This is a genomic window from Arthrobacter sp. Cr_A7, from assembly GCF_029222765.1.
Classification (GTDB): domain Bacteria; phylum Actinomycetota; class Actinomycetes; order Actinomycetales; family Micrococcaceae; genus Arthrobacter.
Map to the genome: position 1 here is coordinate 20,506 of NZ_JARHXQ010000141.1, position 26,683 is coordinate 47,188.

A 26,683-nucleotide genomic window follows, 5' to 3' on the forward strand; every position below is an offset into this window, starting at 1 on the left:
GGAAACAGGAGGGGAAAGCACGGCAAGCGGCTACTGCCGTTGCCGGACTTCGAGAACTCGACTCCCTTGCGCCGGTACTAACCGGATCAGGTTCGAGGGTCTGCGGCTGTCCGCACTCTCAGCGCCCACCTCCGGTTCCCGGCCTTGGCCAGTGCCCGACGGCGGCGCTCCCCTGTCGTTAAGTAATGCTCTGAATGGAATGATGCTTGGGTAGAACTGCCCTGCTGGGCGGAGTCCAGTTTACACCGGGACAGGGGTAGATTGTGGGCCATGACTGCTAATCAGCCGCATGTGACCGACTTCGATCCGGACTCTGACGCCGCGCAGCCGGAAGGATCGCTGCAGGCCCTCATCGGCCGCATCGAGGGGGAGATCCATGAGCTCCAGTTCCCCGGCTTCTCCCTGGACGACTCGCTGAACCTTGGACTTCTCCTTGTGGAACTGGGGAAGGAGCGTGGCCTGCCCATCGCGATCGACATCACCAAAGGCGATCAGGTCCTGTTCCATGTGGCCCTGCCCGGCGCCACCCCGGACAACGAACACTGGATCCGGGCGAAGCAGCGCACCGCCGCCCGGTATGAGGTTCCCTCGCTGCTGGTGGGGCTTCGCGGCCGGCTCCGGGGCGGTCGGATCGAGGACCAGGGCTGGTTCGACCAAACCCTGTACGCCGCGCACGGCGGGTCCTTCCCGGTCTATGTCTCCGGTGTGGGCGCGGTAGCCACCGTCACCGTTTCCGGGCTCCCGCAGATGCAGGACCATGACCTGGTGGTGGAGGCCATGCGTGAGGTGCTGCGCCCGGCAGGGGCAGACGGCCCGGCATGACCGGCAGGCCCGCTGACAACGCCGTCCGGGCGGCACTGGACAAAGCCGAGGACGAGATGATCTTCATCGGCCCGGACCATCCCTACTATCCGCTGCTGGCCGAACTGGTGTCCGCCGTCGGCAAGGCATGGCAACAGGGGTACGAGCAGGGCCCCAGCGGCGGGCAGCACCCCAACCCTTACACCTGGACCGGTCCGGCGTAAGAAAAGGACGGAACGGGGAAGGTTCCGTATCCCTCAACGCAGAAACAAAGCCTGCTTAGCTTTTATTAGTAATCATGCTTACTATATTGTTTCAGGCGTGAGAGGAGTACAGGACATGGCAGTCAGCACCCGCCCACCGGGCGTCCGAACCGCCCTGCAGTGGTCTGCCATTGCCGCCGGCGCCGGGTTCCTGCTCGTTGGCATCCTGGGATTCGTCCCCGGAGTTACCCGCAACTATGATTCCCTCGGTTTCGCAGGGCCCGGTTCAGGGGCGCTGCTGCTGGGTGTGTTCCAGGTATCCATTCTCCATAACCTTGTCCACTGCCTCTTCGGCGCCGCCGGCCTGCTCATGGCGCGGACCCACCGCCAGGCCAGGAACTTCTTCACGTACGGCGGGGTCATCTACCTGGTGCTCTGGCTGTATGGCCTCCTCATAGGAGACAACACGCCGGCAAACTTCATCCCGGAGAACGGTGCGGACAACTGGCTGCACCTCGTCCTGGGCCTGGCCATGATCGCCCTGGCCATCATGCTGTCCCCGCGCACTCCCGCCACCGGCCGTGGCAACTGACCTTTCTTGACGGACCGTCAATGCAGACGGCACCGCACCGGCACACCGCCCGAACCCAAGGAGCACCATGAAACTTCCGGAACCGAGAGGCCCCATCAGCAGCGCCCTGTTGGGGGTTGTGGCAGGACACCCCGGCAGCGCCGGCGAGTCCCTTTCCGGGCTGCGCCGGCTGGTCGGCGGGAAGCTGGCCGGGGTCACGGACATCATCGGCGACGATGATGTCCAGCTGGCCCTCTTCTGCCTCTACGAACTGCATTACTCCGGCCTCGAAGGTGTGCCGGACGAGTGGGAGTGGGAGCCCGGCCTGATCCAGGTGCGGCAAATGCTGGAGAAGCCCTTCGAAGAAGCTCTGCGCCTCGCCGCCCGGGAGGCCGGCGGGGATCTGGACCTTCCGGCCGGCTCCGACCTGACCAGCGACGCAGTTGCCGATGTCCTGTTCGGCCTGGCGGCCCGGGACACCGGCCCCAGCGTCTCCCGGTTTGTGGCAAAGAAGGCAAGCCTCGGGCAGCTCAAGGAGTTCCTGATCCACAAATCCATCTACCAGCTCAAGGAAGCGGACCCGCACACCTGGGCCATTCCACGGCTGAGCGGCCGGGCGAAAGCCGCCCTGGTGGAAATCCAGGCAGACGAGTATGGCGGCGGCCGGCCGGACCGGATGCACAGCGCCCTGTTCGCCCGGACCATGCGCGGCCTGGGGATGGACGACCACTACGGTGCGTACGTGAACGCCGTCCCGGCCATCTCCCTGGCCGCCGTGAACCTGATGTCCCTCTGCGGACTGAACCGGCGGCTCCGCGGCGCCATCACCGGGCACCTGGCCATCTATGAAATGACGTCCTCCCAGCCCAACCGCCTGTACGGCAACGGCTTCCGCCGGCACGGCTTCGATGCGGACGTCACCCACTATTTCGACGAGCACGTGGAGGCAGATGCCGTGCACGAGCAGATCGCCGGCCGGGACCTGGCAGGCGGCCTCGTGGAAGCCGAACCGGGGTTGCTGGATGACGTCATTTTCGGTGCCACCGCCGTGATGGCGATCGACACCAGGCTGTCCGCCCACCTTTTGGCGTCCTGGGAACATGGCCGGTCTTCGCTCAGGGCGGCAGTGCCGGCGGCAGCATGACGTCCCGGGCCATGGAGCAAGGCCTCGAAGGGGCCGAGTACATCCTTCCCCTGCGTTGGGCCGACGACTCCGGCCTCCCTGAACTGGTGGCCTACCTGCATCGCCTGGCCACCTGGATACCGGTCATCGTGGTGGACGGTTCAGCCCCGGACCTGTTCGCCCGCCACCGGGAACAGTTCCCGCCGGAGGTCCGCCACATCCGCCCCGATCAGCCTGCGGGACCGGGAAATGACGGCGGGCAGCACGGCAACGGCAAGGTGGCAGGGGTGATGACAGGCATCCGCGCCGCCACGGCAGAGGTTCTGGTGATCGCCGACGACGACGTCCGCTACACGCGCGCGTCCCTCGCCGCCGTCGTGGGCCACCTGGGGACGGCGGACGTAGTGCGCCCGCAGAACTATTTCGACCCCCTGCCCTGGCACGCGTGCTGGGACACGTCCCGGACGCTGATCAACCGGGCCTGGTCCGCCGACTTTCCCGGCACGCTGGCCCTGCGCCGAAGCGCCCTGCTGGCCACGGACGGCTACGAACCCGTCCTGTTCGAAAACCTTGAGCTGATCCGGACCGTCACAGCCGCCGGCGGACGGGAAAAGATCATTCCGGACCTGTTCGTGGCGCGCCGGCCGCCCCGCACCAGGCATTTCCTGAAGCAGCGCGTCCGGCAGGCGTACGACGACTTCGCGCAGCCCCGGCGCCTGGCCGCGGAACTTGCCCTGCTCCCGGCCATCCTCGGGGGCACCCTTCTCCCCAGAAGGGCACGCCTCACGGTTTTCCTGTTACTGGCGGCCGCCGCGACGGCCGTAGCCGGGCTCGGGCGGCGGCGGCTCAACGGAACGGACGTCTTTCCATTGCGCGCCGTGTGGTTCGCGCCGCTCTGGGCCATGGAACGGGCCGTCTGCATCTGGTGGGCAGTGGCTTTTCGACTGGCCGGCGGCGTGCCGTATGCCGGCGCGAGGCTACGGACGGCCGCCCATACCGAAGCCGAGCTTAGGCGACGCCACCAGGGCAAGCTGCACGCATTCCGGCAGCAACAAACAATCACATCAACAGCAGCTACGAAGGAGCGGATATGAACCAGGAACCGGCCGAGAGCTCCATTGTGGTCTGCCCCGACGGACCGTTGATCATCAGGGGTGACTTTGAGATCGTCACGCCGTCGGGCGTCCCCGTGCCGCGCGACCGGAAAACGGTGGCTCTCTGCCGGTGCGGGGCCTCGGCCATCAAGCCGTACTGCGACGGGACCCACAAGATGATCAAGTTCCGCACGGAGCCGCCCGCCTCCTGAGCACCTCCTGCGCCCGCGCCTGCCCGCACGGCCGACAGGTCCGGGGCGGTTGACAGCCAAGATCATGCCAACAAGGATGGGACCTTGGAAAGCGTTTTCTGACCGAGGAGGGCGAACGCTGTGCCCGTCCGGCCGACAGCCATCGACCGCGAGTCCCTGGTCCGCCGTCACGTCGTGGAACAGGACAGCCTGGACCCCCGGAGCCCGGTGTCGGTGGGGAACGGGGAATTCTGCTTCACGATGGACCTCACCGGCCTGCAGTCCCTTCCGGCGGAATACCCGGTGGGCGCCCGCGGCGAGCTGCCGGCCGGCACCCTGCTCGGAACGCAGGCGCAGTGGGGCTGGCATTCCATCCCTCCGGAGCAGGATTACACCCTGGCCGGTTCCACCGTCCTCTACGACAGCACCTGGGTGGAAGAGCTGCCCGCCACCGGCAAGGGACGGGAGTGGCTGATCTCCCGTCGCCTCGACAATTCCGGATACCAGGTGACCGTCACCGGCGCCGGGCTGGAAGTGGAGCAGACCAGCCGGCACGGGGTGATCCTTAGGGCAGCCAACGGGGTGGAGGTCCTGGACTTCAGCGTGCACTTCATCAGCACCGGCCAGGGCGACTGCCTGCTGCGCGGATCGGGAGGCATCGGCTTCACCAGTGCCAGTGCCACCGGCAAGGAGAAGGCACCCGAACCGGGTACTGCGGTGATCGAGGCGTCCCGCACCGCCTGGCCGGACTTCTGGAGGTCAGGCGCCGCCGTCGAACTTTCCGCGACGGAAGACCCACGCGCAAAGGAACTCGAACGCCGGGTGGTCCTCTCGCAGTACCTCACCGCCATCAACTGCTCCGGGTCCCTGCCGCCGCAGGAGACCGGGCTGGTCTGCAACTCCTGGCGCGGGCGGTTCCACCTCGAGATGCACTGGTGGCACGCTGCCCACTTCGCCGCCTGGAACCGGACTCCGCTCCTGCTCCCGGCGCTGCGCTGGTACGCCTCCATCCTGGAACCGGCACGGCAGACTGCCAAGGCACAGGGGTTCGACGGCGTCCGCTGGCCCAAGCAGTCAGGACCGGACGGGCGCGAGAGCCCCAGCCCCATCGGCACCTTCCTGGTCTGGCAGCAGCCGCATCCCATCCACCTCGCCGAACTCGCGTACCGGGCCGATCCCTCGCGTGAACTGCTGGAGGAGTTCGCGGAGATCGTGTTCGAGAGCGCCAATTTTATGGCCAGCTTTGCGCACCCCACCGCCCGCGGATTCGAATTGGGCCCGCCCCTGGTTCCGGCCCAGGAAAGCTACGAATCGATCAGGGGCACGGTCAGCAACCCCACCTTCGAGATCGCCTACTGGCAATGGGCGCTGCGCGTCGCCTGCACCTGGCGGGAGCGGCTGAGGTTGCCGCCCCGGGATACATGGCTTGCCGTGGCGGACGGCATGGCCCGGCCCAAGGTAGTGGACGGCGTCTACGCGGCGATCGGCGTCGAACCCTTCACCATCCGCACCGACCATCCCTCCATGCTCTGCGCCCTGGGCGTGCTGCCGCAGACGGACATTATCGACCCCGCCATCATGCGGGCCACCCTGGCCGACGTGATGGCCGGCTGGGACTGGGACAGCACGTGGGGGTGGGACTACCCGGTGATGGCCATGACCGCGGCCAGGCTGGAGGATCCGGAGACAGCCGTGGCGGCGCTCCTGCAGGACGCGCCCAAAAACCTGGTGCTGCCCAACGGGCACAACCGGCAGACCGACTCGCTGCCGTTGTACCTGCCCGGCAACGGCGGGCTGCTCGCGGCCGTGGCGCTGATGGCGGCAGGCTGGGATGGCGGACCGGACCGGCACGCCCCGGGGTTCCCCGCCGATTGGACAGTTACCTGGGAAGGACTGGTCCCGGCACCGTAGTTCAGCCTGCCCCGATAGCGGCACAGTGACGGTTAGGCTGGGTACAGCCCGTTTTCCGCCCGCAAGGAGTACTAGGAATGAACCTCTTCATCAAGCTGCTCGGCACCGGTGTGAGCCTCGGCGCCGGCCTGGTCGGCACCAAACTGGTCAATGCCATCTGGGAAAAGACCACCGGCCGGAAGCCGCCCACCGGCAAGGACGAGGACGTCCCCACGAGCCTCCACTCGGCCCTGACGTTCGCGCTGATCTCAGCGTCCGTGAGCACCATCATCCAGGTGCTGGCAAACCGCGGCACCCAGCGTGCCATCACCCGCTTTGCCAAGAGCCAGGACATTGTCTAAGCCAAGGACTTAGTTTGGCGGCTGATCCAGCCCCTGGCTGAATACACCTAGCGCGTTGAGCCGTCGCCGGAACCGTCCTCCTGGGCGGCTTTGGCGGCGGCTTTTTGCACGGCTGCCTTCTGGCCAGCTGCCTTCAAGACGACGGCTTCCAGCTCGTCCGAGGTCAGCAGCTCCCGGTGGAGGTGCTTGGTGCGGTAACCGGCCCTGCCCACCATGTGCGCGGAGACGGGCACGGTGAGGAGCTGGAAAATCCACGCCACCAGCAGTACCGGCCATACCCACCAGGTGCGCATCTGCAGCCCGATCGATGCCAGCAGCAGGAACAGGCCCAGTACCTGCGGCTTGGTGGCGGCGTGCATGCGGCTCAACAGGTCCGGGAAGCGCAGCAGGCCGATCGCAGCGCCCAGGGACATGAGGGCACCCACCACCATAAAGACGGCGGAAACCAGGTCGATCCAGCCGTCCACGCCGGACACATCAGGGTTGGCAACATTAGGGCTCATGGGGCTGTTCCCTCCGGTCTGCCACGAACCTGGCCACCGTTACGGACCCGATGAAGCCGATGACCGAAATGGCCACCACCAGCATCAGGTTGTTGAGGTGCCGGTTCACGGCCATGTCGATGCACAGCGCCCCGCCCAGGATCGCGAGCAGCACGTCCGCCGCGAGCACCCGGTCCAGCAGTGACGGGCCCCGGGCGATGCGGATGATTGCGCCGCCGGCGGCGAGCGAGAAGATCACGGCCGTGATGGCCAGGACGGCCTGCATCATGCGGTTGCCTCCGATCGGACGGCTTCCAGCTCTTCGGCAGTGCCCATGATGCGTATCAGGCCGGCCTCGATGGAGCGCACCTCATTGCGCAGGTTTTCCACGTCCTGCGGGGAGCTGATGTTGATGGCGTGCAGGTACAGGGTGGACGTGGAGCGGTCCACCTCCACCACCAGGGACCCGGGAATCAGGGAAATGACGTGCCCGGTGGCGGTGACCATCAGGTCCTGGTGGCTCCGCAGGGTTACTGCCACCACAGCATTGGTCACCGCGGGTCCCCTGGCGATGGCCAGGTACAGGATCTGGGCACTGGCGATCACCACCTTGGCCAGGAACACCAGGGCGAACGGGATGGCGTACAGGATGTTGAAGCGGCCGCTGAGCTCCACGGGCGGGAGGTAGAACAGCCTGGCCACTGCTATTGCCAGCAGCGCCCCGAACAGCAGGTTGCCGGGGCTGAAGTCCTGCCAGAGGGCGCCCCAGACGATCACCAGCCACACCAGGAGCGGCAGTTCCTGGCGCAGCGAAATCCGTTGGCGGCTCATTGCCCCCCTCCCCTGGTGCTGACCGCCGGAACAACGGTGTCCTCACCCATCACGGCCTGGATGTAGGGGGACCGGTCCAGCATGTCCGCGGCGGCGCGGTCGGACAGTCCGAACAGGGGCCCCGCGAAGACGGTGAGTGCCACGCCCAGCGCCACAAGGCCCAGGGTGGATCCCACCATGGTCCTGGGCAGGAGTGTGGCGGGACGGGACGCACCGGCGCGCGGCGAGGCGCCGGCGAGCCGCTGGACGCCGGTGCGCGCAGCAAGCATGATGCCGGTCCGGCTGCCGGCGCGCTCGACCGCGTCCTCTGCCCGGTCCGCTTCTTCGGGAACCGCCAGCAGCACCGGGTCCGGGTGCTCGGCGTCGGATGGCCGGCGCCAGAACGCCCGGTTCCAGACCCTGGCGATTGCCAGCAGGGTCAGCAGGCTGGTGAGAACTCCGCCGATGACCAGGGCGTAGGCCAAGGGCGTCCCGAGCTCGATCCCGGCCTGCATGAGCCCCACCTTGCCCAGGAATCCGGAGAAGGGAGGAATGCCGGCCAGGTTCATGCCGGGGATGAAGAACAGAATCGCCAGGAGGGGCGAGAGTTTGGCCAGCCCGCCCAGCCGGTCCACCGACGAGCTGCCGCCGCGGCGTTCGATAAGCCCGGTGACCAGGAAGAGGCTGGTCTGGATGGTGATGTGGTGAGCCACGTAGAACACGGCAGCCCCCAGCCCCGCCACGGAGGACATCGCGAGCCCGAACACCATGTAGCCGATATGGCTGACCAAAGTGAAAGAGAGAAGACGCTTGATATCGCTCTGCGCCAGCGCACCGAGGATTCCCACCACCATGGTCAGCAGCGCCGCCACCATCAATGGTGTGTTCAGCGAGTCGCCGGGGAAGAGCAGGGTCTCCGTGCGGACCATGGCATAGACGCCCACCTTGGTCAGCAGGCCGGCGAACACCGCGGTGACCGGGGCCGGCGCGGTGGGATAGGAGTCGGGGAGCCAGAAGGACAGCGGGAAGACGGCCGCCTTGATGCCGAACGCGACCAGCAGCATGACGTGCAGGAGGGTTTTGGTGCCCTGGTCCAGTTCGCCCAGCTTGATGGCAAGGTCGGCCATGTTCACTGTTCCGGTTGCGCCGTACACCATGGCGATGGAGATCAGGAACAGCACCGAGGACACCACGGAGACCACCACGTAGGTGACGCCGGCGCGGATGCGCGGCCCGGTTCCGCCCAGCGTCATCAGCACGTAGCTTGCGGTCAGCAGGATTTCGAAGCCCACGTAAAGGTTGAAGAGGTCGCCGGAGAGGAACGCGTTGGACACCCCGGCCACCAGGATCAGGTAGGTGGGGTGGAAGATCGAAACCGGTGCGTCATGGTCGCCGTCGGCCATGCCCTGCCCTGTGGCGTACACCAGCACGGCCAGGCTCACCGCCGACGAAACCACCAGCATCAGCGAGGAAAACTGGTCCACCACCATCACGATGCCCCACGGCGGCAACCACCCGCCGATGGTCACTGCCGCCGTGCCGGCAGTCCACACATGGGCCAGCAGGAGGCATTCGAGCAGCAGCGTCAGGGACAGCAGGCCGATGCTGACCGCCCGCTGCGCCCGGGAATGCCGGATCAGCAGGAAAGTCAGGGCAGCGCCCAGGATGGGAAGTACGACGGCGAGCGGGGCAAAGCTTGCGATGTTCACTTTCCGCCTACTTCCGGGCCGGGGCGATGTTTTGGGAGCCGGGCTTTTCTTCCGCGGCGGCATGTTCGGCAAGCATTTCGCGGCCGCCCGCCACGAGGGTGGCCGTAGCAGATCCCCCGTCTCCGGACGGCCTGTGGTCCGAGATGTCGCGTCCGTTGCCGCCCAGCATGGTGAGCGGGAACTCGGAGGTCTCGGCAGGAATCTCGGCATCGTCCTCGGCATCGAAGCTGGGGGTTTCGGCAACGCGCAGGTCTTCCACGTCATCCTGGATTTCGTCGCGGCGGGCCAGCACCCAGGTGCGGTAGATGATGCCGAGCATGAAGGCCGTCACCGCGAAGGAGATAACGATTGACGTCAGGATCAGCGCCTGCGGCAGGGGGTCGTTGTAGTCCCCTGCCGCGATGTCCTTGGAGTACAGGGGAGCCAGGCCGGCATAACCGCCGGTAGCCAGGATCAGCAGGTTGGTGGCGTTGGCCAGGAGCATCAGGCCCAACAGGACACGGGTCAGGCTGCGTTCCAGGATCAGGTAGATTCCGCAGGCGTACAGGGCCCCCATGACGATCAGCAGGGTCAGGTTGACGCTCATGCTTTACCCTTTGCGGTGGTTTCTGCAGGAATGCCGTCCGGCTCCTGGTCTTCGGCGGGTGCCGCGGACCGTTCCTCGAAGTGTTCATCAATCTCGGCGCCGAGGCTCCTCAGCACGTCCAGCACCAGGCCCACCACCACGATGTAGACGCCGATGTCGAAGATGGTGGACGTGACGAACTTGATGTCCCCGAACACCGGCAGCCAGAACTCGATGATGGCGGTCTGGAACACCTGGCCGCCCAGGAGCAGGGGCACCGCGCCGGAGGCTGCGGCCACGGCCAGGCCGATGCCCAGCAGTGCACCTGCGCTGACCGGTGTGGCCTCGCGGAGCTCGAACCGGCCGCCGGCCAGGTAGCGGATGGTCAGGGCCAGGCCGGCCGTCAGGCCACCGGCGAAGCCGCCGCCCGGAAGGTTGTGGCCGGCCAGCAGGAGGTACAGGGAGAAGATCACCAGGGAGTGGAAAACCAGCCGGGTGACAACTTCGAAGATGATGGAGCGGCGTTCCGGCGCCAGGGTCCGTCCGGCAACCAGCCAGGCGTCACGAGCAGAGGCTGCGAACTTGCGGCTGATGGCCAAAGCGGCGCCGTCGCGGGAACCGGGGTCCACCCCGTGGTGCCGGCCTACCGTGCCCTCGGCGATGCTGGCGGAGGTCTGGATCCGGTCGCCGCGGCCGCGGACAAAAATGAGGCTGGCCACTCCGGTGGCGGCCAGGGCAAGGACCGTAATTTCCCCGAAGGTGTCCCAGGCACGGATGTCCACCAGCGTCACGTTAACGATGTTCAATCCGCCGCCGCCCTCGTAGGCCAGGAGCGGGAACTCCAGCGACACGGGGGTGGCGATCCGTGCACCCATGGCGAAGATCGCGGCGAACACCATGGTGACGCCGAAGCCCAGGCCGATTATTACGCGCACCACCCGGTATTTCCCGCCGGTGCGGTCGCGGAGCTCGGCAGGCAGGCTCCGCATCGCCAGGACGAACGCCACCAGGATGATGGTTTCCACCAGCATCTGGGTCAGGGCGAGGTCCGGGGCGCCCTGGAGGGCGAACATCAGCGCGATGCCGTAACCGGTGACGGAGACCATCAGGACGGCCAGGAAGCGCTTGTTTGCCTTGACAGCGGCCAGGGCGCCGATCACGATCCCGGCCCCCACCACAAGCTGGAGCGGGGAGCCCGGATCCACCAGGTAGATGCCCTCGGGCAGCGGCTTTCCGGCGAGCAGGATCACCGCCAGGGGCAGCACGAAGGCGACGCTGAGGATGACGGCAAGGTAGTAGTACAGCGAACCGCGCTGGGTACGGCCGGTAACCCAGACGGCGACGTCGTCCAGCGCGCCAATGGTCAGCTGGTAGGCGCGGTCGGAGTCCACCCAGGGCGGGACCAGGGACTGCAGCCGGGCCACCGCGTTCCGGCCAAAGTACATGGCAAGCCCCAGGGCGAACGTGACGGCAGTCAGGCCAAGCGCCGGCGTGAAACCGTGCCACAGCGCAAGGTGCCCTGCCTGCTCAGCCGGCGTCCCGGCGTCGGACGCGGTGGAGGCAAACAGCGCCGCGTACGGCTGGATCCAGGCATCCACGGGGACAGGCCACACGCCGTAGGCAATGGTGAGGAGGCTGAGGATGGCGGGCGCGGCGAGGAAGGAGGGCTTGATGGCCTTGAAGGGAGTGGGCTCCACACCGGGCTTGGCGGCGAAGGCACCCCACATGAAGCGGGCGCTGTAGGCGAAGGTAAGGACGGACCCCAGGACCAGGCCGGCCAGGATGACCGCTCCCCACGGCCCTGCGCCGGGATCCGCGGCATGGTGCACAAAGGCTTCCAGCACGGATTCCTTGGCGACGAAGCCGGCAAGCAGCGGAAACCCCGCCATGGACGCGGCACCGATGCCGGCCACAATGCCAAGGGCGCGGGATGAGCGGAAGACTCCGGAGAGCTTGCGGACGTCACGCGTTCCGGACTGGTGGTCGATGATGCCCACCACCAGGAACAGGGTTGCTTTGAACAGCCCGTGCGCCAGGAGCATCGCGAGGCCGGCGAGCGCCGCATCAGGCGTGCCCAGCCCCACCACCATGGTGAGGAAGCCCAGCTGGCTCACCGTGCCGTACGCCAGGATGAGTTTGATGTCCGTCTGCCGCAGCGCCCGGTAGCCGCCAACCAGCATGGTGGCCAGCCCCAGGCCCAGGACCACAGGCTGCCAGTACGCGGTCTCGGAAAAGCCCGGCGCCAGCCTGGCCACCAGGTAGATGCCGGCCTTGACCATCGCGGCGGCGTGCAGGTAGGCGCTGACCGGGGTGGGCGCGGCCATGGCGCCCGGCAGCCAGAAGTGGAACGGGACCAGCGCTGATTTGGTGATCGCGCCAACCAGGATGAGCACGACGGCGGCACTCACCATGGTGCCGGATGCACCGCCAACCAGCGCGGGTGCCTGTTCAAGGATGGCGGAGATACGGTAGGTTCCGGCGGCGTGGCCCAGCATGATCAGGCCCACGAGCATGGCCAGGCCGCCTGCGGTGGTGACCATCAGTGCCTGCAGCGCCGAGCGCCGGGCTGCCAGCCTGGTCCGGGCGTAGCCGATGAGCAGGTAGGACAGGATGGTGGTCAGTTCCCAGAAGATGAAAAGGAGCAGGAGGTCATCGGCCACCACCAGGCCGAACATGGCACCCGCGAAAGCCAGGAGCTGCGCCCCGAAGGCGCCCAGGTCCTGGTCCCCTGTCTTGAAGTACCGTGCACAGTAGACCAGCACCAGGGAACCGACGCCCAGCACCAGGAGGGACATCACCCACGCCAGCGCATCCATGCGGAAGGCGAGCTCCAGGTGGAGGCCGGGAATCCAGGGAATGACCTCCGCAACTGCCCCCTGAGCCGAGTAGACCGGGGCGTGCTGGAAGAGGAGCCAGGCGAAGGAGGCGGCCGGCACTGCTGCCAGTGCGTAAAACGCATTGCGGCCCCACGTCCTGAACAGTAGGGGCGCCAGCACAGCCACCGTAAAGTGCACGGCAAGGACTGTGATCACTGGTATCTCCGCAACGTCAGGGATTCGATTGTCAGAAGTTGGAGCAGGCGGCAAAAAGTAAGGTTCGGGAGTGGACAGTTTATCAAGTCCTTATACCTGTTCCGTCGGCTTGGCAGCCGCTGACGCCGTCCTCCCCCGGAGGCCCGGGGCCACGTCCGCTGGATGTTCGCCACCGGCGGATACGATGCATCGTATGAACACCGCCAGCGCTCCCGGGGCCATGCAGCCGGCCTCGGAACTTGAATCCGGGCACCACGCGTCCAGCAAGGGCCGGATCCTGGCCTGGGCTTCCTGGGACTGGGGCTCCGCCGCCTTCAACGCCGTGATGACCACGTTCGTGTTCACCGTCTACCTGACGTCCAGCGCCTTCGGCGGGGAGGACCAGGCATCGGCGGTCCTGGGCGGTGCCCTGGCCGTGGCGGGCTTCGCCATCGCAGTGCTGGCCCCCGTCACCGGGCAGCGCTCCGACGCGGGCGGCCGGCGGAAGCTGTGGCTGGGAATCAACACGGCTGCCGTCGCCATCCTGACAGCCCTGTGCTTTTTTGTGTTTCCGCGCCCTGAATTCCTGCTCCTCGGGGTATCCCTGATCGCTCTCGGGAACGTCTTTTTCGAATTCGCCGGCGTCAACTACAACGCCATGCTCGCCCAGATCTCCACGCCCCGGAACATCGGCAAGGTCAGCGGGTTCGGCTGGGGCGCGGGATACCTGGGCGGCATCGTGGCGCTGCTGGTGGTCCTGCAGCTGTTCGTCCAGCCCAGCTTCGAATGGTTCGGCGCCTCCACCGAGGACAGCCTGAATATCCGGCTGGTTGCTCTCTTTTCGGCCCTGTGGTTCTTCATTTTCGCCCTGCCTGTGCTTTTTGCGGTCCCCGAACTGCCGAGGACCGGCCAGGCGGCGCGGCTGGGTTTCCTGGCCAGCTACGGACTGCTGGCCCGGCGGATCAAGGCGATCTACGCCACCAGCCCCCACACCATCTACTTCCTGCTGGCCAGTGCGGTGTTCCGCGACGGCCTGGCGGCGGTCTTCACGTTCGGTGGAATCATCGCCGCCGGCACCTTCGGCTTTGAGCTGTCACAGGTCATCTTCTTCGCCATCTTCGGAAACGTGGTGGCGGCCGTGGGCGCGATGATCGGCGGATTCCTGGATGACCGGGTGGGACCCAAGGCAGTGATCATCGGCTCCCTGGTGGGCCTGCTGATTGCCGGCACGGTCATCCTGGTCCTCGGCAACGGCGACTACGTCTTCTTCGGCATGGACTGGGCCGGCAGCACCACCTTCTGGGTGTTCGGCCTCTTCCTCTGCCTGTTCGTGGGGCCCGCCCAGTCCTCCTCGCGGGCTTACCTGGCACGGCTTGCCCCGCATGGCGAATCGGGCGAGCTCTTCGGCCTGTACGCCACCACCGGGCGGGCCGTCAGCTTCCTGGCACCGGCCCTGTTCACGCTCTGCATTGCGGTGGCCACGCCGATGGTGGCAGCCGGCCAGGCGCAACGCTGGGGAATCCTGGGCATCATGGTGGTCCTCCTCGCCGGGCTCCTTGTCCTGCTGCCCGTGAAATCTCCGGGGAAGGCGTCCATCGCCGTTGTCCCGGCCGCCTGACCGGACGGAACAACCTACCTGCGGCAGAGCAGGACAAGCACCAGATTCCTTACCGGAAGCATTGACTCCTTTTGTTATCGATCACATACTGGTGGGTGATAACATTTTGAATGCTTTCAATGACGAGGAGCGCTGCCCATGGAACGGACCCCTCCACGCCCCCGGGCCGGAATCATCGGTACCGGCGGGATAGCCCACGCCCACGCTGAAGCCCTCAACTTGGCCGGGGCCGAGCTGGTGGTTGCCGTGGACATCGACCCTGACCGTGCCACCGCCTTTGCTGCAGAGACCGGGTTCGCGCAGACCGCGACAAGCCTGGCTGCGGCCGCCGACGCAACACTGGACGTTGTGGCAATCTGCACGCCGCCGTCGTCGCACGCTTCCCTTGCCCTGGAGGCACTCGCCCTGGGCCTGAACGTGGTGCTTGAAAAGCCGCCCGCGTTGTCGCTGCGGCAAATGGTTGAACTGCAGGCGGCGGAGCGGGCATCGGGCAAACACGTCAGCTGCATCTTCCAGCACCGCTTTGGCACGGGCGCGCGCAAACTGGCAGCGCTGCAGGAATCGGGGGTCCTCGGCAACCCGCTCACCGGCTTCTGCAACACGCTGTGGTTCCGCAACCAGGAGTACTTTGACGTTCCATGGCGCGGCCTCTGGGATGTTGAGGGCGGCGGGCCCACCATGGGGCACGGCATTCACCAGTTCGACATGCTGCTCCACCTGTGGGGCCCCTGGCAGGAAGTCACCGCGTTCGCGGGCCGGCTTGCCCGGCGCACGGAAACCGAGGATGTGTCCACGGCCATCGTGCGGTTCGAATCCGGCGCCCTGAGCACCGTCATCAACTCCGTCATCTCCCCCCGGGAGACGTCACAGCTCAGGTTCGACTACGAGAACGCCACCGTTGAGCTCGAGCACCTCTACGGCTACGACGACTCCCACTGGCGTTTTACCCCCGCGCCGGGACAGGAGCACCTTGCCGGCCTGTGGGCAGACGGTTCCGCCGCCGTCCCCAGCGGGCACCCCGCCCAGTACTCGCACATTGTGGAGGCCATCGGCTCCGGAACGGTCCCGCCGGTCACCCTCGCAGAGGCCTACCCCACCATGGAGCTTGCCGCCGCCATCTACGCCTCCGCCATCACCGGCAAGACGGTGCGCCGGGGGGACATCACTGAAGGAAACCCGTTCTTCGACCGTGCCGACGGCCGGCTGGAACCCTGGAAACTCGAAAAGAGCAATGCATGAGCACCACCGCCCCCGTCGCCGCCACCTCCACCACCGGCAGCCCGTTCAGCTGGACGGACGACGGCGCAGCCGTCACCGTCTCCCTCGACGGCGTCCAGGTCCTGACCTATATCTATGCTGCCAATGACCCGCAGGAGGAGTCCCCGCGGCCGTACTTCCACCCCGTCCGGACCAGGACGGGGGACCTGGTGAGCGCCTACCGCCCGCACGACCATGTGTGGCACAAGGGCATCGCCTGGTCACTGCCGCACCTTGGCCCGGACAATTTCTGGGGCGGGCCCAGTTACCGGCGGGGGCAGGACTACCGGTGGCTGCCGAACAACGGCGCCATGCGGCACCGCGAGCTTCGCCAGGCAACGGACGACGACGGCACGTTCCGTTTTGCCCATTCCCTGCAGTGGGTCACGCAGCAGGGCTCCCTTGTGGTGGAGGAGGAGCGGTCCTTCCAGGTGGTGCCGGGGACGGACAGCAGCTACACCCTGGTTTTCGACACGGCCATGACCAACGTCTCCGGGGAACCCATCCACATCGGCTCGCCCACTACCGAGGGACGGGAGAACGCCGGCTACGGCGGCCTGTTCTGGCGCGGTCCGCGGTCCTTTGCCGGCGGATCCATCATCGGACCGGGCGGCGCTACCGGCGAGGAGCTCCGCGGCCAGCGGGCACCCTGGCTTTCCTTCGTTGGCCAGCACGATGAGACCTGCCGCTTCTCCACGCTGGTCATGGTGGATGACCCCGGCAGTGAACACCCCGAGCCGGAATGGTTTGCGCGGTCGGAGCCGTTCGCCTGCATGGGGCCGGCGCCGTTTTTCAGCGAGGAAATCCTGTTCGAGGCCGGCACCACCCTGCACTACCGGTACGGGGTGGTAATCGCCGACGGGCAGTCCGACGCCCAGCGGTCCGAAGCCCTGGCCCTTGCGGCACGGGAACTCCTGGCCGACTCCCAGGGCCGGAACGGTCAGTGAACACTGCAGGCGTTCCCGGCTTACCCGGCTTTCCGGGCGGGACCGCGGTCAGCGGCCTCCGTGTCTATGACTGGGAGGCCGCTGACGGGCTGTGCGGAGGGTCACCCCACCTGCACACCGTCTCCACCGAGGCCTATGTGGTGACCGGCGGCACCGGCCAGGTACACACCATCTCCATGGCGGGAGCCGCGGAACATGAGCTTACCGCCGGTTCACTGCTTTGGTTCAGCCCCGGGACAGTCCACCGGCTGGTCAATTCCCATCAGCTCACCCTCAACGTGATCATGTCCAACGCCGGGCTGCCCGAGGCAGGGGACGCTGTCCTCACGTTTCCCCGGGCCATCCTGGCGGATCCGGACAAGTACGCGCAGCACGCGGTACTGCCACGCGATGCTGACGAGGCCGTCGTCGCCGCAGCCGCCCGCAGGCGCCGGGACCTCGCCATGGAAGGATACGCCGAGCTGCATACATCCGTCCTGCGTGAGGGCCCTGATGCCCTTGCCGCTTTCCACCGTGCAGCCGCCGTCCTGGTACGCCCGCGCGTGGAGCGCTGGAAGAAGATCTGGTCGGAAACGGTCCGCAGCCAGGTTGACGCAACGGAGCAGGCGCTGGAGGACCTGGCGGACGGCTCGGCGCGGCCGTTGGCCGGAGCGGCAGTGGCCACCGCCGGCCGCCGCCCCGGCGAGGGGTACGGCATGTGCGGAAGGCTGACCACCTGGGATGATTCCCGGGTGGTATGACTCCCGCGCCAAGTGCGTCCCGGGAGACTAGGCTTGGATCATGAACGTGGATGAGACCAACCTTCCGGGCCTGGGCCGGCGGAAGGATTTCATGACAGCATCCGGGCGCCGGATCGGCGTGGTGGAGCTGCGGGAGGGCCAGACGGAACTTATCGTTTCCACCTGGGACGATCCCGATACCTGCCAGGCTTCAATTCCGCTGACCAGCGACGAAGCAGCCACCCTGGGCAACCTTCTGGGAGGGCAGCACCTGGCCATGAAGCTGACGGAGGAGCACAAGGATGTCCCCGGGATCGTCACCCGGCAGTTCTCCATCGCTCCGGACTCCCCGTTCCAGAACCAGCCGATGGGCAAGGCCTGCATCCGCACCCGGTGCGGCGTGTCCATCGTGGCCATCATGCGTGAAGGCGAGGTGCTCCCGTCGCCGGGACCCGACGTCGTGCTTCACACGGGTGACCTGCTGGTGGCAGTCGGAACCCAGGAAGGCCTCGACTCGGCGGCCGACATCCTGCGCCACGGATAAATCCTATGGATCCGCTGGCCCTGACCCTCATTGAACTGGGGGCCGTTGTGTTCTGCCTTGGCCTGTTGGCCAGGCTGGCCGGACGGATCGGAATGTCACCTATCCCGCTCTATCTCCTGGGCGGGCTCGCTTTCGGTGCCGGGGGGATCGTCAAGCTCGAAGGCATGCACGAGTTCGCACATCTTTCCGGCGAGATCGGCGTCATCCTGCTGCTGCTTATGCTCGGGCTGGAATATACGGCAGCGGAGCTGTTTACCGGCCTCAAGCGGTCATGGCAGGGCGGTGTCCTCGACCTCGTCCTGAACTTCCTGCCAGGCGCCGCCCTGGCGTATTACCTGGGCTGGGGCGGGGTGGGAGCCATGGTGCTGGGCGGCGTCACCTACATCTCGTCGTCGGGGATCGCCGCGAAAGTCATCACCGACCTCGGCCGCCTGGGCAACCGCGAAACTCCCGTAGTGCTGTCCATCCTGGTGTTCGAGGACCTGGCCATGGCCGTCTACCTGCCCATCCTGACAGCCATCCTTGCCGGCGTCAGCTTCCTGGGCGGCCTCACAACCGTGGGCATCGCACTGGCGGTGGTAAGCCTCGTGCTTATGGTGGCCCTGCGCCACGGCCACAGCGTCTCCAAGGCCGTCCACAGCGAGAACTCCGAGGTCTTCCTCCTGAACGTCCTCGGCGCCGCCCTGCTGATAGCCGGGGTGGCGTCAGCCATGCAGGTTTCGGCGGCGGTGGGCGCGTTTATGCTGGGCATCGCCATTTCCGGAGCCACCGCCCATAACGCCACGCGCATCCTTGAACCGCTGCGTGACCTGTTCGCGGCCATCTTCTTCGTCGCGTTCGGCCTCAATACGGACCCCACATCCATCCCGCCCGTACTGGGGTGGGCCCTGGTGCTGGCCGTCATCACGGCCGTGACCAAGATGGCCACCGGGATCTGGGCGGCGAAGCGGGCAAATATTGCACGTCCCGGCCAGTTCCGTGCCGGGGCTACGCTGATTGCGCGCGGGGAATTTTCCATCGTTATCGCCGGGCTGGCCGTGGCCTCCGGAGCCATTCCCGCGGAACTGGCTGCCTTGGCCACTGCCTACGTGCTGATCATGGCCGTGGTCGGACCGCTGGCAGCCCGCTACGTCGAACCGCTCGCCAGGATGGCGACGGGGAGCCCGGGCGTCGCCGCAAAGGCGTAGCCTCCGATGCCTGCCCTAAATGCTGGTGCGGTGGAAGTTCAGGTGGCTGCGGCTGGCTGTGGGCCCGCGCTGGCCCTGGTAGCGGTTGCCGTACCCGCCATGGCCGTACGGGTACTCAGCGGAGGACGTCAGCCGGAAAAAGCACAGCTGGCCGATCTTCATGCCCGGCCACAGTTTGATGGGCAGCGTGGCCATGTTGGACAGCTCCAGGGTCACGTGGCCGGAGAAACCGGGGTCAATGAACCCCGCGGTGGAGTGGGTCAGGAGCCCCAGCCGCCCCAGGGAGGACTTGCCTTCCAGGCGGGCCGCGATGTCATCCGGCAACGTAACAGTCTCGTAGGTTGAGCCCAGGACGAACTCGCCGGGGTGCAGGATAAAGGCTTCGTCCTGCTCCACTTCCACCAGCCGCGTCAGCTCGGGCTGCTCCTGGGCAGGGTCGATGTGCGCGTACTTGTGGTTGTCGAAAAGCCGGAAGAACTTATCGATCCGGACGTCCACGGATGACGGCTGCACCATCGCCGAATCGTACGGCTCCAGCACGATCCGTTGGGAGTCTATTTCGGCACGAATATCGCGGTCAGAGATCAGCACCGTCCCAAATTACCGTATGCGTTATCCACACCTATATTTTCCCGTTGTTGCTGTGGCCCAGTGGGGCTAATGTTGCCTCAGATGCACAGGCGCCGGATGGTCTCCCGGATGGCCCAACAGAGCTGGGGATGTTGTGAATAAATTGGTTGCGCCCTCTTTTATTGGTGTGCTCTGCGCCCTGGCGCTGGTCTCATCATCAGCGGGAACACTGTCCGTGCCTGCGCCCGCCAGCCAGTCGGCCGGGGCAGCGGCTCCGCTGGGCGTCTCACTGGAGCCTGCGGTCAACGACGGCGGTGCCTCCGCGGGCGGTGGATCCGCCGGGTCCATCCTGAAACCCGCTGTGGAACCGGACATCCGCCCGGCATCACCTGCTGCTGCGACAAGCATGGTCACCGAGCCCGCCGTCAGCCCGTCCACAGATGCCCCCGCTGCACCTGTGCCCACGCCCGCGGTTACCGGAGAACCTGCTCCGGCCGGCTCTGCAGACCCTGTCCCATGGATCCCGCCGCTGTGGGCGCCGGACGAGGAACTGGCCTCACCCCCGGCCACCCGCCTGGCGGCCCCCGAGTCCGCCACGGCGATGCCCGCACCCGAGGGCCTGGTGCGGGACAGCAATACCGCAGCTGTCCTCACGGTGTTCAACCGGATCAATGAATACAGGGTGGCCAACAAGCTGAACCCGGTGAAATATCATGCCACCGTTGCCGGGTTGGCGCAGGAATGGTCCGACAACATTGCCTCGCGTGAGGTGATTGAGCACCGCGCCAGTTTCTGGACGGATCCGCGCGCCATGAATCCGAACAACGGCGCCGGCGAGGTCATCGCCATCCGCACGGACCGCGATGCCGCTCAGCTGGTGGAATGGTGGAAGGGTTCCCCGGGCCACAACGCCATGCTGCTCGACCCGCGTTTCAATGTCATGGGCGCCGGGATCTCGTACACGGACAGCACCTACAAAATCTGGGGCGTGGTCAACTTCTTCGGCTACACAACACTTCCGGCAGGCACCACCGATTCCCCCGGCGGCGCAGGCTCAGGCAACGCCTTCCCGCCGCCGGTTGCCAGCATGTGCGATGCCCCCGTCAGGCACATGCCGCCCACGCTTGACCTGTCCGCAGCCGCGATCAAGGGACCGGCAGACCTGGTAACCGTGGATGCCGCCGGCCAGCTCCTTAACCGGGCCTCGCTGGGCGCGCGCTCCTACGCTCCGGCCAAGGTGATCGGCTCCGGGTTCACCGGCGCCAAGGAGGTCTTCGTGACGGACTGGGACCGTGACGGCGCGTATGACCTGCTGACGCAATGGACCAACGGGAACCTCACGCTCCATCGGGGCATCGCCACCGGTGGATTCCAAGCTCCTGCCACGCTCGGAGCGGGGGGATGGCAGTCCCTGACCTTGGCGGTGGGTGGCTGGTGCGCCAACAACCGGATGCCCCAGATCCTCGCCCTGGATACTGCCGGGGGCCTTTACCTGTACCCCAACAAGGGCACCGGTGACCTTTCCGGACGCACGCTTATAGCCAGCGGCATCGCGGCCAGCCGGCTCTCCATGGTTGATTACGACGCCGACGGCTTCCAGGACATCCTGGCAGTGCGGTCCGATGGTGCCGTGCAGCTGTATCGGGGCTGGGGAACCATCGCCCTGCGGGCGGAAGCGAGGCCGACTGTCGCCACGGGGTGGCAGGACGTCACGGGCGTCAAGGCGCTGCGGGACGTCACCGGGCTGAATTCGACGGGACTGGCGCTCCGCCGGGCGTCGGACGTGGTGCAGTACTGGGACCTGACCGGTGGAACCCTTGCCACGCCGTCGAACATCGCCGGGCCGTGGTCCGGGCAGCGGCTGGCACAGTAGGCCAACCCGGGCGGCGGCTGCGCAACAAGCTGCGGCCGGCCGCCTACTGGGTGGCGGGCTGAAGTTCCAGGACGTCCTTAAGCCGGTCCAGCTGGGCAACCTCGGAGCAGACACTTCGCTGGACCATCCGGTTCAGGAGGCCGAGCCGGTCGAGGAAGCCGAATGAGCCCTCCGGCAATGCTTCCAGCGCGAACCGGACGCGGGTTCCCGAGCCCTCGGTGCTGAGGTAGTAACCGCCCGTGCGGTTGGCGGGGCCGGAGGTGACCTGGAACTCTATCTCCGCCCCTGGCCTTGCCTGGGTGATTTCCAGGTCGGCCGGAATGCTCAGTCCGGACCGCCCTGCCACCATCTGCCGGTACACCGCGCCCTTGCTCCCGGCCGGGCCCTGGAGCAGCTTGACGCTGCGGACACCGTCGCGCCAGAGCGGAAGATTGGTGGCGTCGAGCAGGTACAGGTACACAGCCATGGCGTCACGCCGGATGAGGACCTCGTGCTCTGCGAATGCCATGAAATTCTTCCTGTGGTTGACGTCGGCCTGCCGCAATAGCCGCCTCCCCCTGACGCCCGCAGCTATCCGGTTCAGGTTAGCCAGCGCACTGTGTCCCCACCTAGCCAGGCAGGGGGACGTTATTGAAGAGTTACTGGATGACGCCGCGGGTAAGGGGACACGGCGGCGCAGCTTCGGGGTTGGGCGGCACGCCGCCGCAACTGCGCTAAGCTAAGTTCTGCCCCGCGCGAGTGGGGGCGATGCGGCTGTAGCTCAATGGTAGAGCGCTAGCTTCCCAAGCTTGATACGCGGGTTCGATTCCCGTCAGCCGCTCCACTCTTGCCCTTGGCGGCACCTGCAGCCCCGGAGCCCCGTTAGGCGCCCAGGTGTATCGTCAGTAGTCAGGAACCTTTTCGGTTCCGCTACAGGAGCAATCATGGCTGACAAGTCCCCGCGTCAAACGGCATCAAAAAAGTCCGGCAAGTCCATCAAGGAAAAACGCGCAGATAAGAAGGCCGCCTCCGCACCGGCCAGTTCCCTGGACATCACGTCCGGCAAGGCTCCCAAAAAGAAGTGACCGGCCACCAGAGCCAACTGAGCCTGGGAGTCCTGGCATCAACAAGGAAACCGGACGAACTCCGCCTCCCCATTCATCCCCTGCATTTTGAACGTATTGCCCCGGCCCTGCGGCGGCGCATCATCCTGGAGCACGGCTACGGCGAGCGCTTCGGCGTTTCGGACCAGCACCTCGCCACCCTTGTGGGCACGATCGCCAGCAGGGAAGAGCTGCTTGCGGAAGCGGACATCGTGCTGCTGCCCAAGCCGCAGCCAGAGGATCTCGCCGAACTGCGTGACGGCCAGGTTCTGTGGGGCTGGCCGCACTGCGTCCAGGACCGCGCCATCACGCAACTGGCCATCGACAAGAAGCTCACGCTGATTGCCTTCGAGGCCATGAACCACTGGGCCAGCGACGGCGGGTTCGGCCTGCACGTGTTCCACAAGAACAACGAACTGGCCGGGTACTGCTCGGTTCTGCATGCGCTCTCCCTAACGGGTTCAACGGGAGATTACGGGCGGCGCCTGAGTGCCGTGGTGATCGGCTTTGGAGCCACCGCCCGTGGCGCCGTCACTGCGCTGAATGCGCATGGGATCCACGATGTGCAGGTGCTGACCAACCGGGGAGTCGCCGCCGTTGGCGCCCCCATCCACTCCGTGAACATCGTGCAGTTCGACCACGACGACGAGGCGCCCTTCCTGAGCCAGGTCATCACCGAGCGGGGCCGGGTGCCGCTCGCCCCGTTCCTCGCCGAAAGCGACATCGTGGTCAACTGCACCCTGCAGGACCCGAACAATCCGCTGACGTATCTGCAGACCGAGGACCTGGACGCCTTCGCCCCGGGCAGCCTCATTATCGACGTGTCCTGTGACCCCGGCATGGGCTTCAGCTGGGCGCGTTCCACCACCTTTGCCGAGCCGATGGTGACCATCGGGGACCACATCAGCTACTACGCGGTGGACCACAGCCCGTCGTATTTGTGGAATTCCTCGAGTTGGGAAATCAGCCAGGCCCTGCAGCCGTTCCTGGAAACGGTCATGGGCGGGCCCGATGCCTGGGCGGGAAGCGACACCATAACCCGTGCCATTGAAATCCGCGACGGCGTGGTGCGCAACCAGGACGTGCTGGAGTTCCAGCAGCGCGATGAGGCGTACCCGCACCGTGTGCTGCAGGTGCAACCGGCTTTGTAAAGCGCACCTTCGTTGAGCGATGCCGGCACGCAGGAAACGTGTCGGCATCTGCATTCTCAGGCGGCCGCGGCCGCTTTTACGATGCGCACCGGGTGGCCCCGGTCCTTGAAGTCCACCTGCAGCTTGAGCGAACCCTTTCGCGCCAGGACGACGGCGACGGTCAGGGCCGCGAGCACCGGCACCCCGCCGGAAACCAGCAGGGCCACGTGCGGGTCCGCATGTTCAGCGATCCAGCCGAGCATGGGTCCGCCGAGGGCCTGGCCGCCGATCAGTACCATGATGTAGAGGCTCATCACGCGGCCCCGGATGCCCATGTTGGAGCTGATCTGGACAAGTTGGTTTGAACCCGTGAGGAACATCAGGCACCAGAATCCGGACAGGACCATCGCGGCGCCGAACCAGGCCATGGAGGGCGCCCCGGCGGCGAGGCACAGCATGGCCCCGTACATTCCTGCGCAGAACACCACTGACCGGAGCCGGAGTTGCCGGCGGCGGGTGGAAGCCACGGCCCCCGCCAACGCGCCCAGCGCCACCAGTGCATTGAGCAGGCCATAACCGCCGGCACCCACCCTGAACACGTGGTCCGCGAAGGCGGCAAGCACCACGGGAAGGCTCATGGCGAACACTGCAATGAAACCGGCCATGAGCCAGGGCCAGTAGATGGTGGGCTTGCTCAGCGCATAACGGAGCCCCTCACGCAGCATCCCCTTGCTCTTGGGGGCCGGCGGGCTCACGAAGAGCTGGTCCTTCCGGAGGACCAGCAGCATGGCCACCGTTGAGCAGCAGGCCACGGCGTTGGCGGCAAAAGCCCAGCCGGCACCCACTGCTGTCAGCAGCAGCCCGGCCAGGGCCGGGCCGATCAAACCACCAAGTTGGAAGGTGGTGGAGTTGACGCTGATGGCGTTGCGCAGGTAGGTGGGTCCCACCAGCTCGTTGACGAACACCTGCCGCGCAGGCTGGTCGAGGACCGTGACCAGGCCCAGCGCCAGTGCGATCACATAGACGTGCCATACCTGGACGCTTCCGGTGAGCGCGAGGGCTGCGAGCGCTGCAGCCAGCACCGCGGCAAGGCTCTGGCAGAGGATCAGGATCTTCCGCTTGGCGAAGCGGTCGGCCACCATGCCGCCCCACGGCCCCAGCAGGAGCGAGGGCAGGAACTGCAGCGCCACGGTGATTCCCACGGCAGTCACGGAACCGGAGAGCTGCAGCACCATCCAGTCCTGGGCGATCCGCTGCATCCAGATCGCGATGACGGCGATGAAATGCCCTGCCGCGAAAATCCGGAAGTTGGGGACTCTCAGGGAGATGAAGGTGTGCCGCCAGGGAAGGCGTTCCGAGGCAACCGGCAGCGGCTGGGTCTGGTTGTCCGGCGGAGCTGTGCCCGCGGAATCGATGACGGGCTGGGTGACGCTTGCCGATGACGGCGGTGGGGGTGCCACAGTGGTGTCCTCAAAATTGCGGGCGGTCCGGGATGCCCTTAACGCTAGGCTGGGCCCAACGGATTATGGAGGCCTATTCTCCCTATAACTCGTATTGCGAAGCACAATGAGAGATCCGGCAGTGCCGGCCGAAGGAGCCCGACGTGTTCGAACCAGCCCAGTTGCGTTCTTTCCTGGCCGTTGCCGAAACCCTCAGCTTCACCAAGGCCGCCGAGCGGCTGGGCCTGGCCCAGCCCACCATCAGCCAGCACATCCGGAAGCTGGAGACGGCAGCCAAGCGCGTGCTGATCACCAGGGATACCCGCGACGTCCGGCTCACGGACAACGGGGACGCGATGGCCGGTTTTGCCCGGAACATTCTCTCCGCGCATGACGCTGCGGCACGCTATTTCTCCGGTTCGGCCATGCGTGGGCGGCTCCGGTTCGGCACCGCGGATGATCTTGCCATTACCGGACTGCCCCGGATCCTGCGGGAGTTCCGGCAGATCTATCCCCAGATCAACCTGGAACTCACGGTGGGGCAAAGCGACCAGCTGTACCGCAAGCTGAATGCCGGCCAGTTGGATCTGGTGTTCGTGAAATGGGTGGCAGGCGCCAAGGACGGCACGGTGGTGCAGCACGATTCCTTTTCCTGGGTGGGACTTGAGCAGACCACGCTGGAAGCGGGTCATCCAGTCCCGCTCATCGCCTACCCCTCCCCCAGCCTGAGCAGGAAACTTGCCATCGACGCCCTCGAGGCGCACGGCAGGACCTGGCGCATCACGTGCACCACCCGCCAGATCAGCGGGGTGCTGGCCGCCGTCCGCGCGGGAATCGGCGTGGCCGTCATGCCGTCGTCGCTGGTTCCCGAGGACCTGAAAATCATCACCCGCCGGTTCGACCTTCCGGCCGTCGGGGACGTGGACTTCACGCTGATCCGCAACCCGCTGGCCAACGCGGAGGTGATCGATGCCCTGACGCAGTCGATCGTGGGCCGGACCATCAACCGCCAGGGCTAACAGGCGGCCTTAGCACACGAGACAACCCGTTCTCCATTGATGTCGGAACGTTGCATAATCTATGCTGGTTTTCCAGGTCAAGCAGCTGGCCGGTTCAGCAACACGAGCGCGCCTGAATCACAGTGAACGCGCCCGGGACAGGCAGCCAATGACGACAGCCAGGAACACCCATTTCAATGCGGCCCATGCACGTCCGCACACCACCGCGCGGCCTTCCACACGCCAATCCACCCTCGGCGCGGGAATAGCAACCACGGATTCCGGTTATGTGGGTAAGCCAACCTGCGACAAGTGCCGCACCGACGAGTTCGTCTACCTCGAGTCCTACATCCCGCCCACCTACCGCCGTGACGGGTCTGTGGCTACGCTCGGCGAAGTCGCCTACACCTGCACGCGTTGCGAGGATTTCTCAGCCCACAGCGTCCCGGTGACGTGGTCACCTCCGGGGTGGTACCTGGGCTAATTTTCCCAAGGTCTCCTGCCGCG

General features: G+C 66.4%; 28 protein-coding genes, 1 tRNA gene and 1 riboswitch. Of the genes, 20 read left to right on the top strand and 9 right to left on the bottom strand.

What is annotated here, in order from left to right:
- Positions 1-45: 45 nt before the first annotated feature.
- Positions 46-184: riboswitch (TPP riboswitch) on the bottom strand.
- 86 nt (positions 185-270) lie between these two features.
- From P2Q66_RS08760 to P2Q66_RS08795, 8 genes are all read left to right on the top strand, one after another.
- Positions 271-822, top strand: a complete 552-nt coding sequence (locus tag P2Q66_RS08760) for a heme-degrading domain-containing protein (protein ID WP_079595387.1) — start codon at positions 271-273, stop codon at positions 820-822.
- Positions 819-1,025 (top strand): hypothetical protein, encoded by a 207-nt coding sequence (locus tag P2Q66_RS08765; protein ID WP_275727295.1) that lies wholly within the window; start codon positions 819-821, stop codon positions 1,023-1,025. Before P2Q66_RS08760 ends, P2Q66_RS08765 begins: the two co-directional genes overlap by 4 nt.
- Positions 1,026-1,140: 115 nt before the next feature.
- Positions 1,141-1,596, top strand: coding sequence for a DUF4383 domain-containing protein (locus P2Q66_RS08770; RefSeq protein ID WP_275727297.1), 456 nt, complete (start codon positions 1,141-1,143; stop codon positions 1,594-1,596).
- A gap of 67 nt (positions 1,597-1,663) precedes the next feature.
- Complete coding sequence (locus P2Q66_RS08775; protein ID WP_275727300.1) at positions 1,664-2,719, top strand: iron-containing redox enzyme family protein; 1,056 nt, start codon at positions 1,664-1,666, stop codon at positions 2,717-2,719.
- Positions 2,716-3,792 (top strand): glycosyltransferase family 2 protein, encoded by a 1,077-nt coding sequence (locus tag P2Q66_RS08780; RefSeq protein WP_275727302.1) that lies wholly within the window; start codon positions 2,716-2,718, stop codon positions 3,790-3,792. The genes P2Q66_RS08775 and P2Q66_RS08780 overlap by 4 nt, the downstream gene beginning before the upstream one ends.
- Complete coding sequence (locus tag P2Q66_RS08785) at positions 3,789-4,004, top strand: CDGSH iron-sulfur domain-containing protein (protein ID WP_115523551.1); 216 nt, start codon at positions 3,789-3,791, stop codon at positions 4,002-4,004. Before P2Q66_RS08780 ends, P2Q66_RS08785 begins: the two co-directional genes overlap by 4 nt.
- Positions 4,005-4,244: 240 nt before the next feature.
- Entirely contained in the window at positions 4,245-5,894 is a 1,650-nt protein-coding gene (locus tag P2Q66_RS08790) for a hypothetical protein (RefSeq protein ID WP_275727341.1), read from the top strand.
- 77 nt (positions 5,895-5,971) lie between these two features.
- A complete protein-coding gene (locus P2Q66_RS08795) occupies positions 5,972-6,235 on the top strand; it encodes a DUF4235 domain-containing protein (RefSeq protein WP_079595394.1) in 264 nt (87 codons plus the stop codon).
- A 47-nt stretch (positions 6,236-6,282) separates the two neighbouring features.
- Here P2Q66_RS08795 and mnhG read toward each other — a convergent pair whose 3' ends face one another.
- The 6 genes from mnhG to P2Q66_RS08825 are packed head-to-tail and all read right to left on the bottom strand — an operon-like array spanning position 6,283 to position 12,833.
- A complete protein-coding gene (mnhG, locus tag P2Q66_RS08800) occupies positions 6,283-6,738 on the bottom strand; it encodes a monovalent cation/H(+) antiporter subunit G (protein ID WP_079595395.1) in 456 nt (151 codons plus the stop codon).
- Positions 6,728-7,006, bottom strand: coding sequence for a monovalent cation/H+ antiporter complex subunit F (locus tag P2Q66_RS08805; RefSeq protein ID WP_079595396.1), 279 nt, complete (start codon positions 7,004-7,006; stop codon positions 6,728-6,730). Before P2Q66_RS08805 ends, mnhG begins: the two co-directional genes overlap by 11 nt.
- The gene (locus P2Q66_RS08810; RefSeq protein ID WP_275727307.1) at positions 7,003-7,548 is read right to left on the bottom strand and encodes a Na+/H+ antiporter subunit E; all 546 of its coding nucleotides are present in this window, start codon (positions 7,546-7,548) and stop codon (positions 7,003-7,005) included. Before P2Q66_RS08810 ends, P2Q66_RS08805 begins: the two co-directional genes overlap by 4 nt.
- Positions 7,545-9,236 (bottom strand): Na+/H+ antiporter subunit D, encoded by a 1,692-nt coding sequence (locus P2Q66_RS08815; RefSeq protein ID WP_275727310.1) that lies wholly within the window; start codon positions 9,234-9,236, stop codon positions 7,545-7,547. Before P2Q66_RS08815 ends, P2Q66_RS08810 begins: the two co-directional genes overlap by 4 nt.
- A 7-nt stretch (positions 9,237-9,243) precedes the next feature.
- Positions 9,244-9,822: a Na(+)/H(+) antiporter subunit C gene (locus tag P2Q66_RS08820; protein ID WP_275727312.1), complete on the bottom strand. Its 579-nt coding sequence runs from the start codon at positions 9,820-9,822 to the stop codon at positions 9,244-9,246.
- The gene (locus P2Q66_RS08825) at positions 9,819-12,833 is read right to left on the bottom strand and encodes a Na+/H+ antiporter subunit A (protein ID WP_275727314.1); all 3,015 of its coding nucleotides are present in this window, start codon (positions 12,831-12,833) and stop codon (positions 9,819-9,821) included. The genes P2Q66_RS08820 and P2Q66_RS08825 overlap by 4 nt, the downstream gene beginning before the upstream one ends.
- A gap of 193 nt (positions 12,834-13,026) precedes the next feature.
- Here P2Q66_RS08825 and P2Q66_RS08830 point away from each other — a divergent pair, with 193 nt between their 5' ends.
- The 6 genes from P2Q66_RS08830 (at position 13,027) to P2Q66_RS08855 (ending at position 19,084) form a co-directional block, all read left to right on the top strand.
- Positions 13,027-14,430: an MFS transporter gene (locus tag P2Q66_RS08830; protein ID WP_275727316.1), complete on the top strand. Its 1,404-nt coding sequence runs from the start codon at positions 13,027-13,029 to the stop codon at positions 14,428-14,430.
- 138 nt (positions 14,431-14,568) lie between these two features.
- A complete protein-coding gene (locus P2Q66_RS08835) occupies positions 14,569-15,669 on the top strand; it encodes a Gfo/Idh/MocA family oxidoreductase (RefSeq protein ID WP_275727318.1) in 1,101 nt (366 codons plus the stop codon).
- Positions 15,666-16,634 (top strand): PmoA family protein, encoded by a 969-nt coding sequence (locus P2Q66_RS08840; protein WP_275727320.1) that lies wholly within the window; start codon positions 15,666-15,668, stop codon positions 16,632-16,634. Before P2Q66_RS08835 ends, P2Q66_RS08840 begins: the two co-directional genes overlap by 4 nt.
- Complete coding sequence (locus tag P2Q66_RS08845) at positions 16,631-17,374, top strand: cupin domain-containing protein (protein ID WP_275727321.1); 744 nt, start codon at positions 16,631-16,633, stop codon at positions 17,372-17,374. Before P2Q66_RS08840 ends, P2Q66_RS08845 begins: the two co-directional genes overlap by 4 nt.
- A gap of 40 nt (positions 17,375-17,414) precedes the next feature.
- Positions 17,415-17,897, top strand: coding sequence for a TrkA C-terminal domain-containing protein (locus P2Q66_RS08850; RefSeq protein WP_079595405.1), 483 nt, complete (start codon positions 17,415-17,417; stop codon positions 17,895-17,897).
- Between the two features lie 5 nt (positions 17,898-17,902).
- Entirely contained in the window at positions 17,903-19,084 is a 1,182-nt protein-coding gene (locus P2Q66_RS08855; RefSeq protein ID WP_079595406.1) for a cation:proton antiporter, read from the top strand.
- A gap of 15 nt (positions 19,085-19,099) precedes the next feature.
- Here the strand turns inward: P2Q66_RS08855 and dcd are convergent, their stop codons facing one another.
- Positions 19,100-19,675 (bottom strand): dCTP deaminase, encoded by a 576-nt coding sequence (gene dcd / locus P2Q66_RS08860; RefSeq protein WP_115523542.1) that lies wholly within the window; start codon positions 19,673-19,675, stop codon positions 19,100-19,102.
- Positions 19,676-19,808: 133 nt separating this feature from the next.
- Between dcd and P2Q66_RS08865 the strand changes: the two genes are divergently transcribed.
- Positions 19,809-21,527 carry a CAP domain-containing protein gene (locus P2Q66_RS08865; RefSeq protein WP_275727324.1) on the top strand — a complete coding sequence of 573 codons (1,719 nt, stop codon included), beginning with the start codon at positions 19,809-19,811 and terminating at the stop codon, positions 21,525-21,527.
- Positions 21,528-21,570: 43 nt separating this feature from the next.
- On the opposite strand, the gene P2Q66_RS08870 is transcribed toward P2Q66_RS08865, so the two are convergent.
- Positions 21,571-22,035 carry an SRPBCC family protein gene (locus tag P2Q66_RS08870; protein ID WP_275727327.1) on the bottom strand — a complete coding sequence of 155 codons (465 nt, stop codon included), beginning with the start codon at positions 22,033-22,035 and terminating at the stop codon, positions 21,571-21,573.
- A 241-nt stretch (positions 22,036-22,276) separates the two neighbouring features.
- Between P2Q66_RS08870 and P2Q66_RS08875 the strand changes: the two genes are divergently transcribed.
- From P2Q66_RS08875 to P2Q66_RS08885, 3 genes are all read left to right on the top strand, one after another.
- Positions 22,277-22,350 (top strand) — tRNA-Gly (locus P2Q66_RS08875).
- A 100-nt stretch (positions 22,351-22,450) separates the two neighbouring features.
- Positions 22,451-22,591 carry a hypothetical protein gene (locus tag P2Q66_RS08880; RefSeq protein WP_176156728.1) on the top strand — a complete coding sequence of 47 codons (141 nt, stop codon included), beginning with the start codon at positions 22,451-22,453 and terminating at the stop codon, positions 22,589-22,591.
- Entirely contained in the window at positions 22,588-23,760 is a 1,173-nt protein-coding gene (locus P2Q66_RS08885; protein ID WP_275727330.1) for a N(5)-(carboxyethyl)ornithine synthase, read from the top strand. Before P2Q66_RS08880 ends, P2Q66_RS08885 begins: the two co-directional genes overlap by 4 nt.
- Positions 23,761-23,816: 56 nt before the next feature.
- On the opposite strand, the gene P2Q66_RS08890 is transcribed toward P2Q66_RS08885, so the two are convergent.
- Positions 23,817-25,199, bottom strand: coding sequence for an MFS transporter (locus P2Q66_RS08890; RefSeq protein WP_275727332.1), 1,383 nt, complete (start codon positions 25,197-25,199; stop codon positions 23,817-23,819).
- Between the two features lie 143 nt (positions 25,200-25,342).
- Here P2Q66_RS08890 and P2Q66_RS08895 point away from each other — a divergent pair, with 143 nt between their 5' ends.
- Together P2Q66_RS08895 and P2Q66_RS08900 are read left to right on the top strand one after the other, a co-directional pair.
- The gene (locus P2Q66_RS08895) at positions 25,343-26,197 is read left to right on the top strand and encodes a LysR substrate-binding domain-containing protein (protein ID WP_275727334.1); all 855 of its coding nucleotides are present in this window, start codon (positions 25,343-25,345) and stop codon (positions 26,195-26,197) included.
- Positions 26,198-26,345: 148 nt separating this feature from the next.
- Positions 26,346-26,660 (top strand): hypothetical protein, encoded by a 315-nt coding sequence (locus P2Q66_RS08900; protein ID WP_115523924.1) that lies wholly within the window; start codon positions 26,346-26,348, stop codon positions 26,658-26,660.
- Positions 26,661-26,683: the final 23 nt, after the last annotated feature.

What these genes read in the sequence shown, in the direction of transcription:
- P2Q66_RS08780 (WP_275727302.1), top strand. Translation starts at nt 2,716, where the DNA reads ATGACGTCCCGGGCCATGGAGCAAGGCCTCGAAGGGGCCGAGTACATC.
- P2Q66_RS08840 (WP_275727320.1), top strand. Translation starts at nt 15,666, where the DNA reads ATGAGCACCACCGCCCCCGTCGCCGCCACCTCCACCACCGGCAGCCCG.
- P2Q66_RS08830 (WP_275727316.1), top strand. Translation starts at nt 13,027, where the DNA reads ATGAACACCGCCAGCGCTCCCGGGGCCATGCAGCCGGCCTCGGAACTT.
- P2Q66_RS08855 (WP_079595406.1), top strand. Translation starts at nt 17,903, where the DNA reads ATGGATCCGCTGGCCCTGACCCTCATTGAACTGGGGGCCGTTGTGTTC.
- P2Q66_RS08785 (WP_115523551.1), top strand. Translation starts at nt 3,789, where the DNA reads ATGAACCAGGAACCGGCCGAGAGCTCCATTGTGGTCTGCCCCGACGGA.
- P2Q66_RS08870 (WP_275727327.1), bottom strand. Translation starts at nt 22,035, where the DNA reads ATGGCATTCGCAGAGCACGAGGTCCTCATCCGGCGTGACGCCATGGCT.
- P2Q66_RS08775 (WP_275727300.1), top strand. Translation starts at nt 1,664, where the DNA reads ATGAAACTTCCGGAACCGAGAGGCCCCATCAGCAGCGCCCTGTTGGGG.
- P2Q66_RS08900 (WP_115523924.1), top strand. Translation starts at nt 26,346, where the DNA reads ATGACGACAGCCAGGAACACCCATTTCAATGCGGCCCATGCACGTCCG.
- P2Q66_RS08820 (WP_275727312.1), bottom strand. Translation starts at nt 9,822, where the DNA reads ATGAGCGTCAACCTGACCCTGCTGATCGTCATGGGGGCCCTGTACGCC.
- P2Q66_RS08795 (WP_079595394.1), top strand. Translation starts at nt 5,972, where the DNA reads ATGAACCTCTTCATCAAGCTGCTCGGCACCGGTGTGAGCCTCGGCGCC.
- P2Q66_RS08880 (WP_176156728.1), top strand. Translation starts at nt 22,451, where the DNA reads ATGGCTGACAAGTCCCCGCGTCAAACGGCATCAAAAAAGTCCGGCAAG.
- P2Q66_RS08850 (WP_079595405.1), top strand. Translation starts at nt 17,415, where the DNA reads ATGAACGTGGATGAGACCAACCTTCCGGGCCTGGGCCGGCGGAAGGAT.
- P2Q66_RS08810 (WP_275727307.1), bottom strand. Translation starts at nt 7,548, where the DNA reads ATGAGCCGCCAACGGATTTCGCTGCGCCAGGAACTGCCGCTCCTGGTG.
- P2Q66_RS08790 (WP_275727341.1), top strand. Translation starts at nt 4,245, where the DNA reads ATGGACCTCACCGGCCTGCAGTCCCTTCCGGCGGAATACCCGGTGGGC.
- P2Q66_RS08805 (WP_079595396.1), bottom strand. Translation starts at nt 7,006, where the DNA reads ATGATGCAGGCCGTCCTGGCCATCACGGCCGTGATCTTCTCGCTCGCC.
- P2Q66_RS08770 (WP_275727297.1), top strand. Translation starts at nt 1,141, where the DNA reads ATGGCAGTCAGCACCCGCCCACCGGGCGTCCGAACCGCCCTGCAGTGG.
- P2Q66_RS08760 (WP_079595387.1), top strand. Translation starts at nt 271, where the DNA reads ATGACTGCTAATCAGCCGCATGTGACCGACTTCGATCCGGACTCTGAC.
- mnhG (WP_079595395.1), bottom strand. Translation starts at nt 6,738, where the DNA reads ATGAGCCCTAATGTTGCCAACCCTGATGTGTCCGGCGTGGACGGCTGG.
- P2Q66_RS08765 (WP_275727295.1), top strand. Translation starts at nt 819, where the DNA reads ATGACCGGCAGGCCCGCTGACAACGCCGTCCGGGCGGCACTGGACAAA.
- P2Q66_RS08835 (WP_275727318.1), top strand. Translation starts at nt 14,569, where the DNA reads ATGGAACGGACCCCTCCACGCCCCCGGGCCGGAATCATCGGTACCGGC.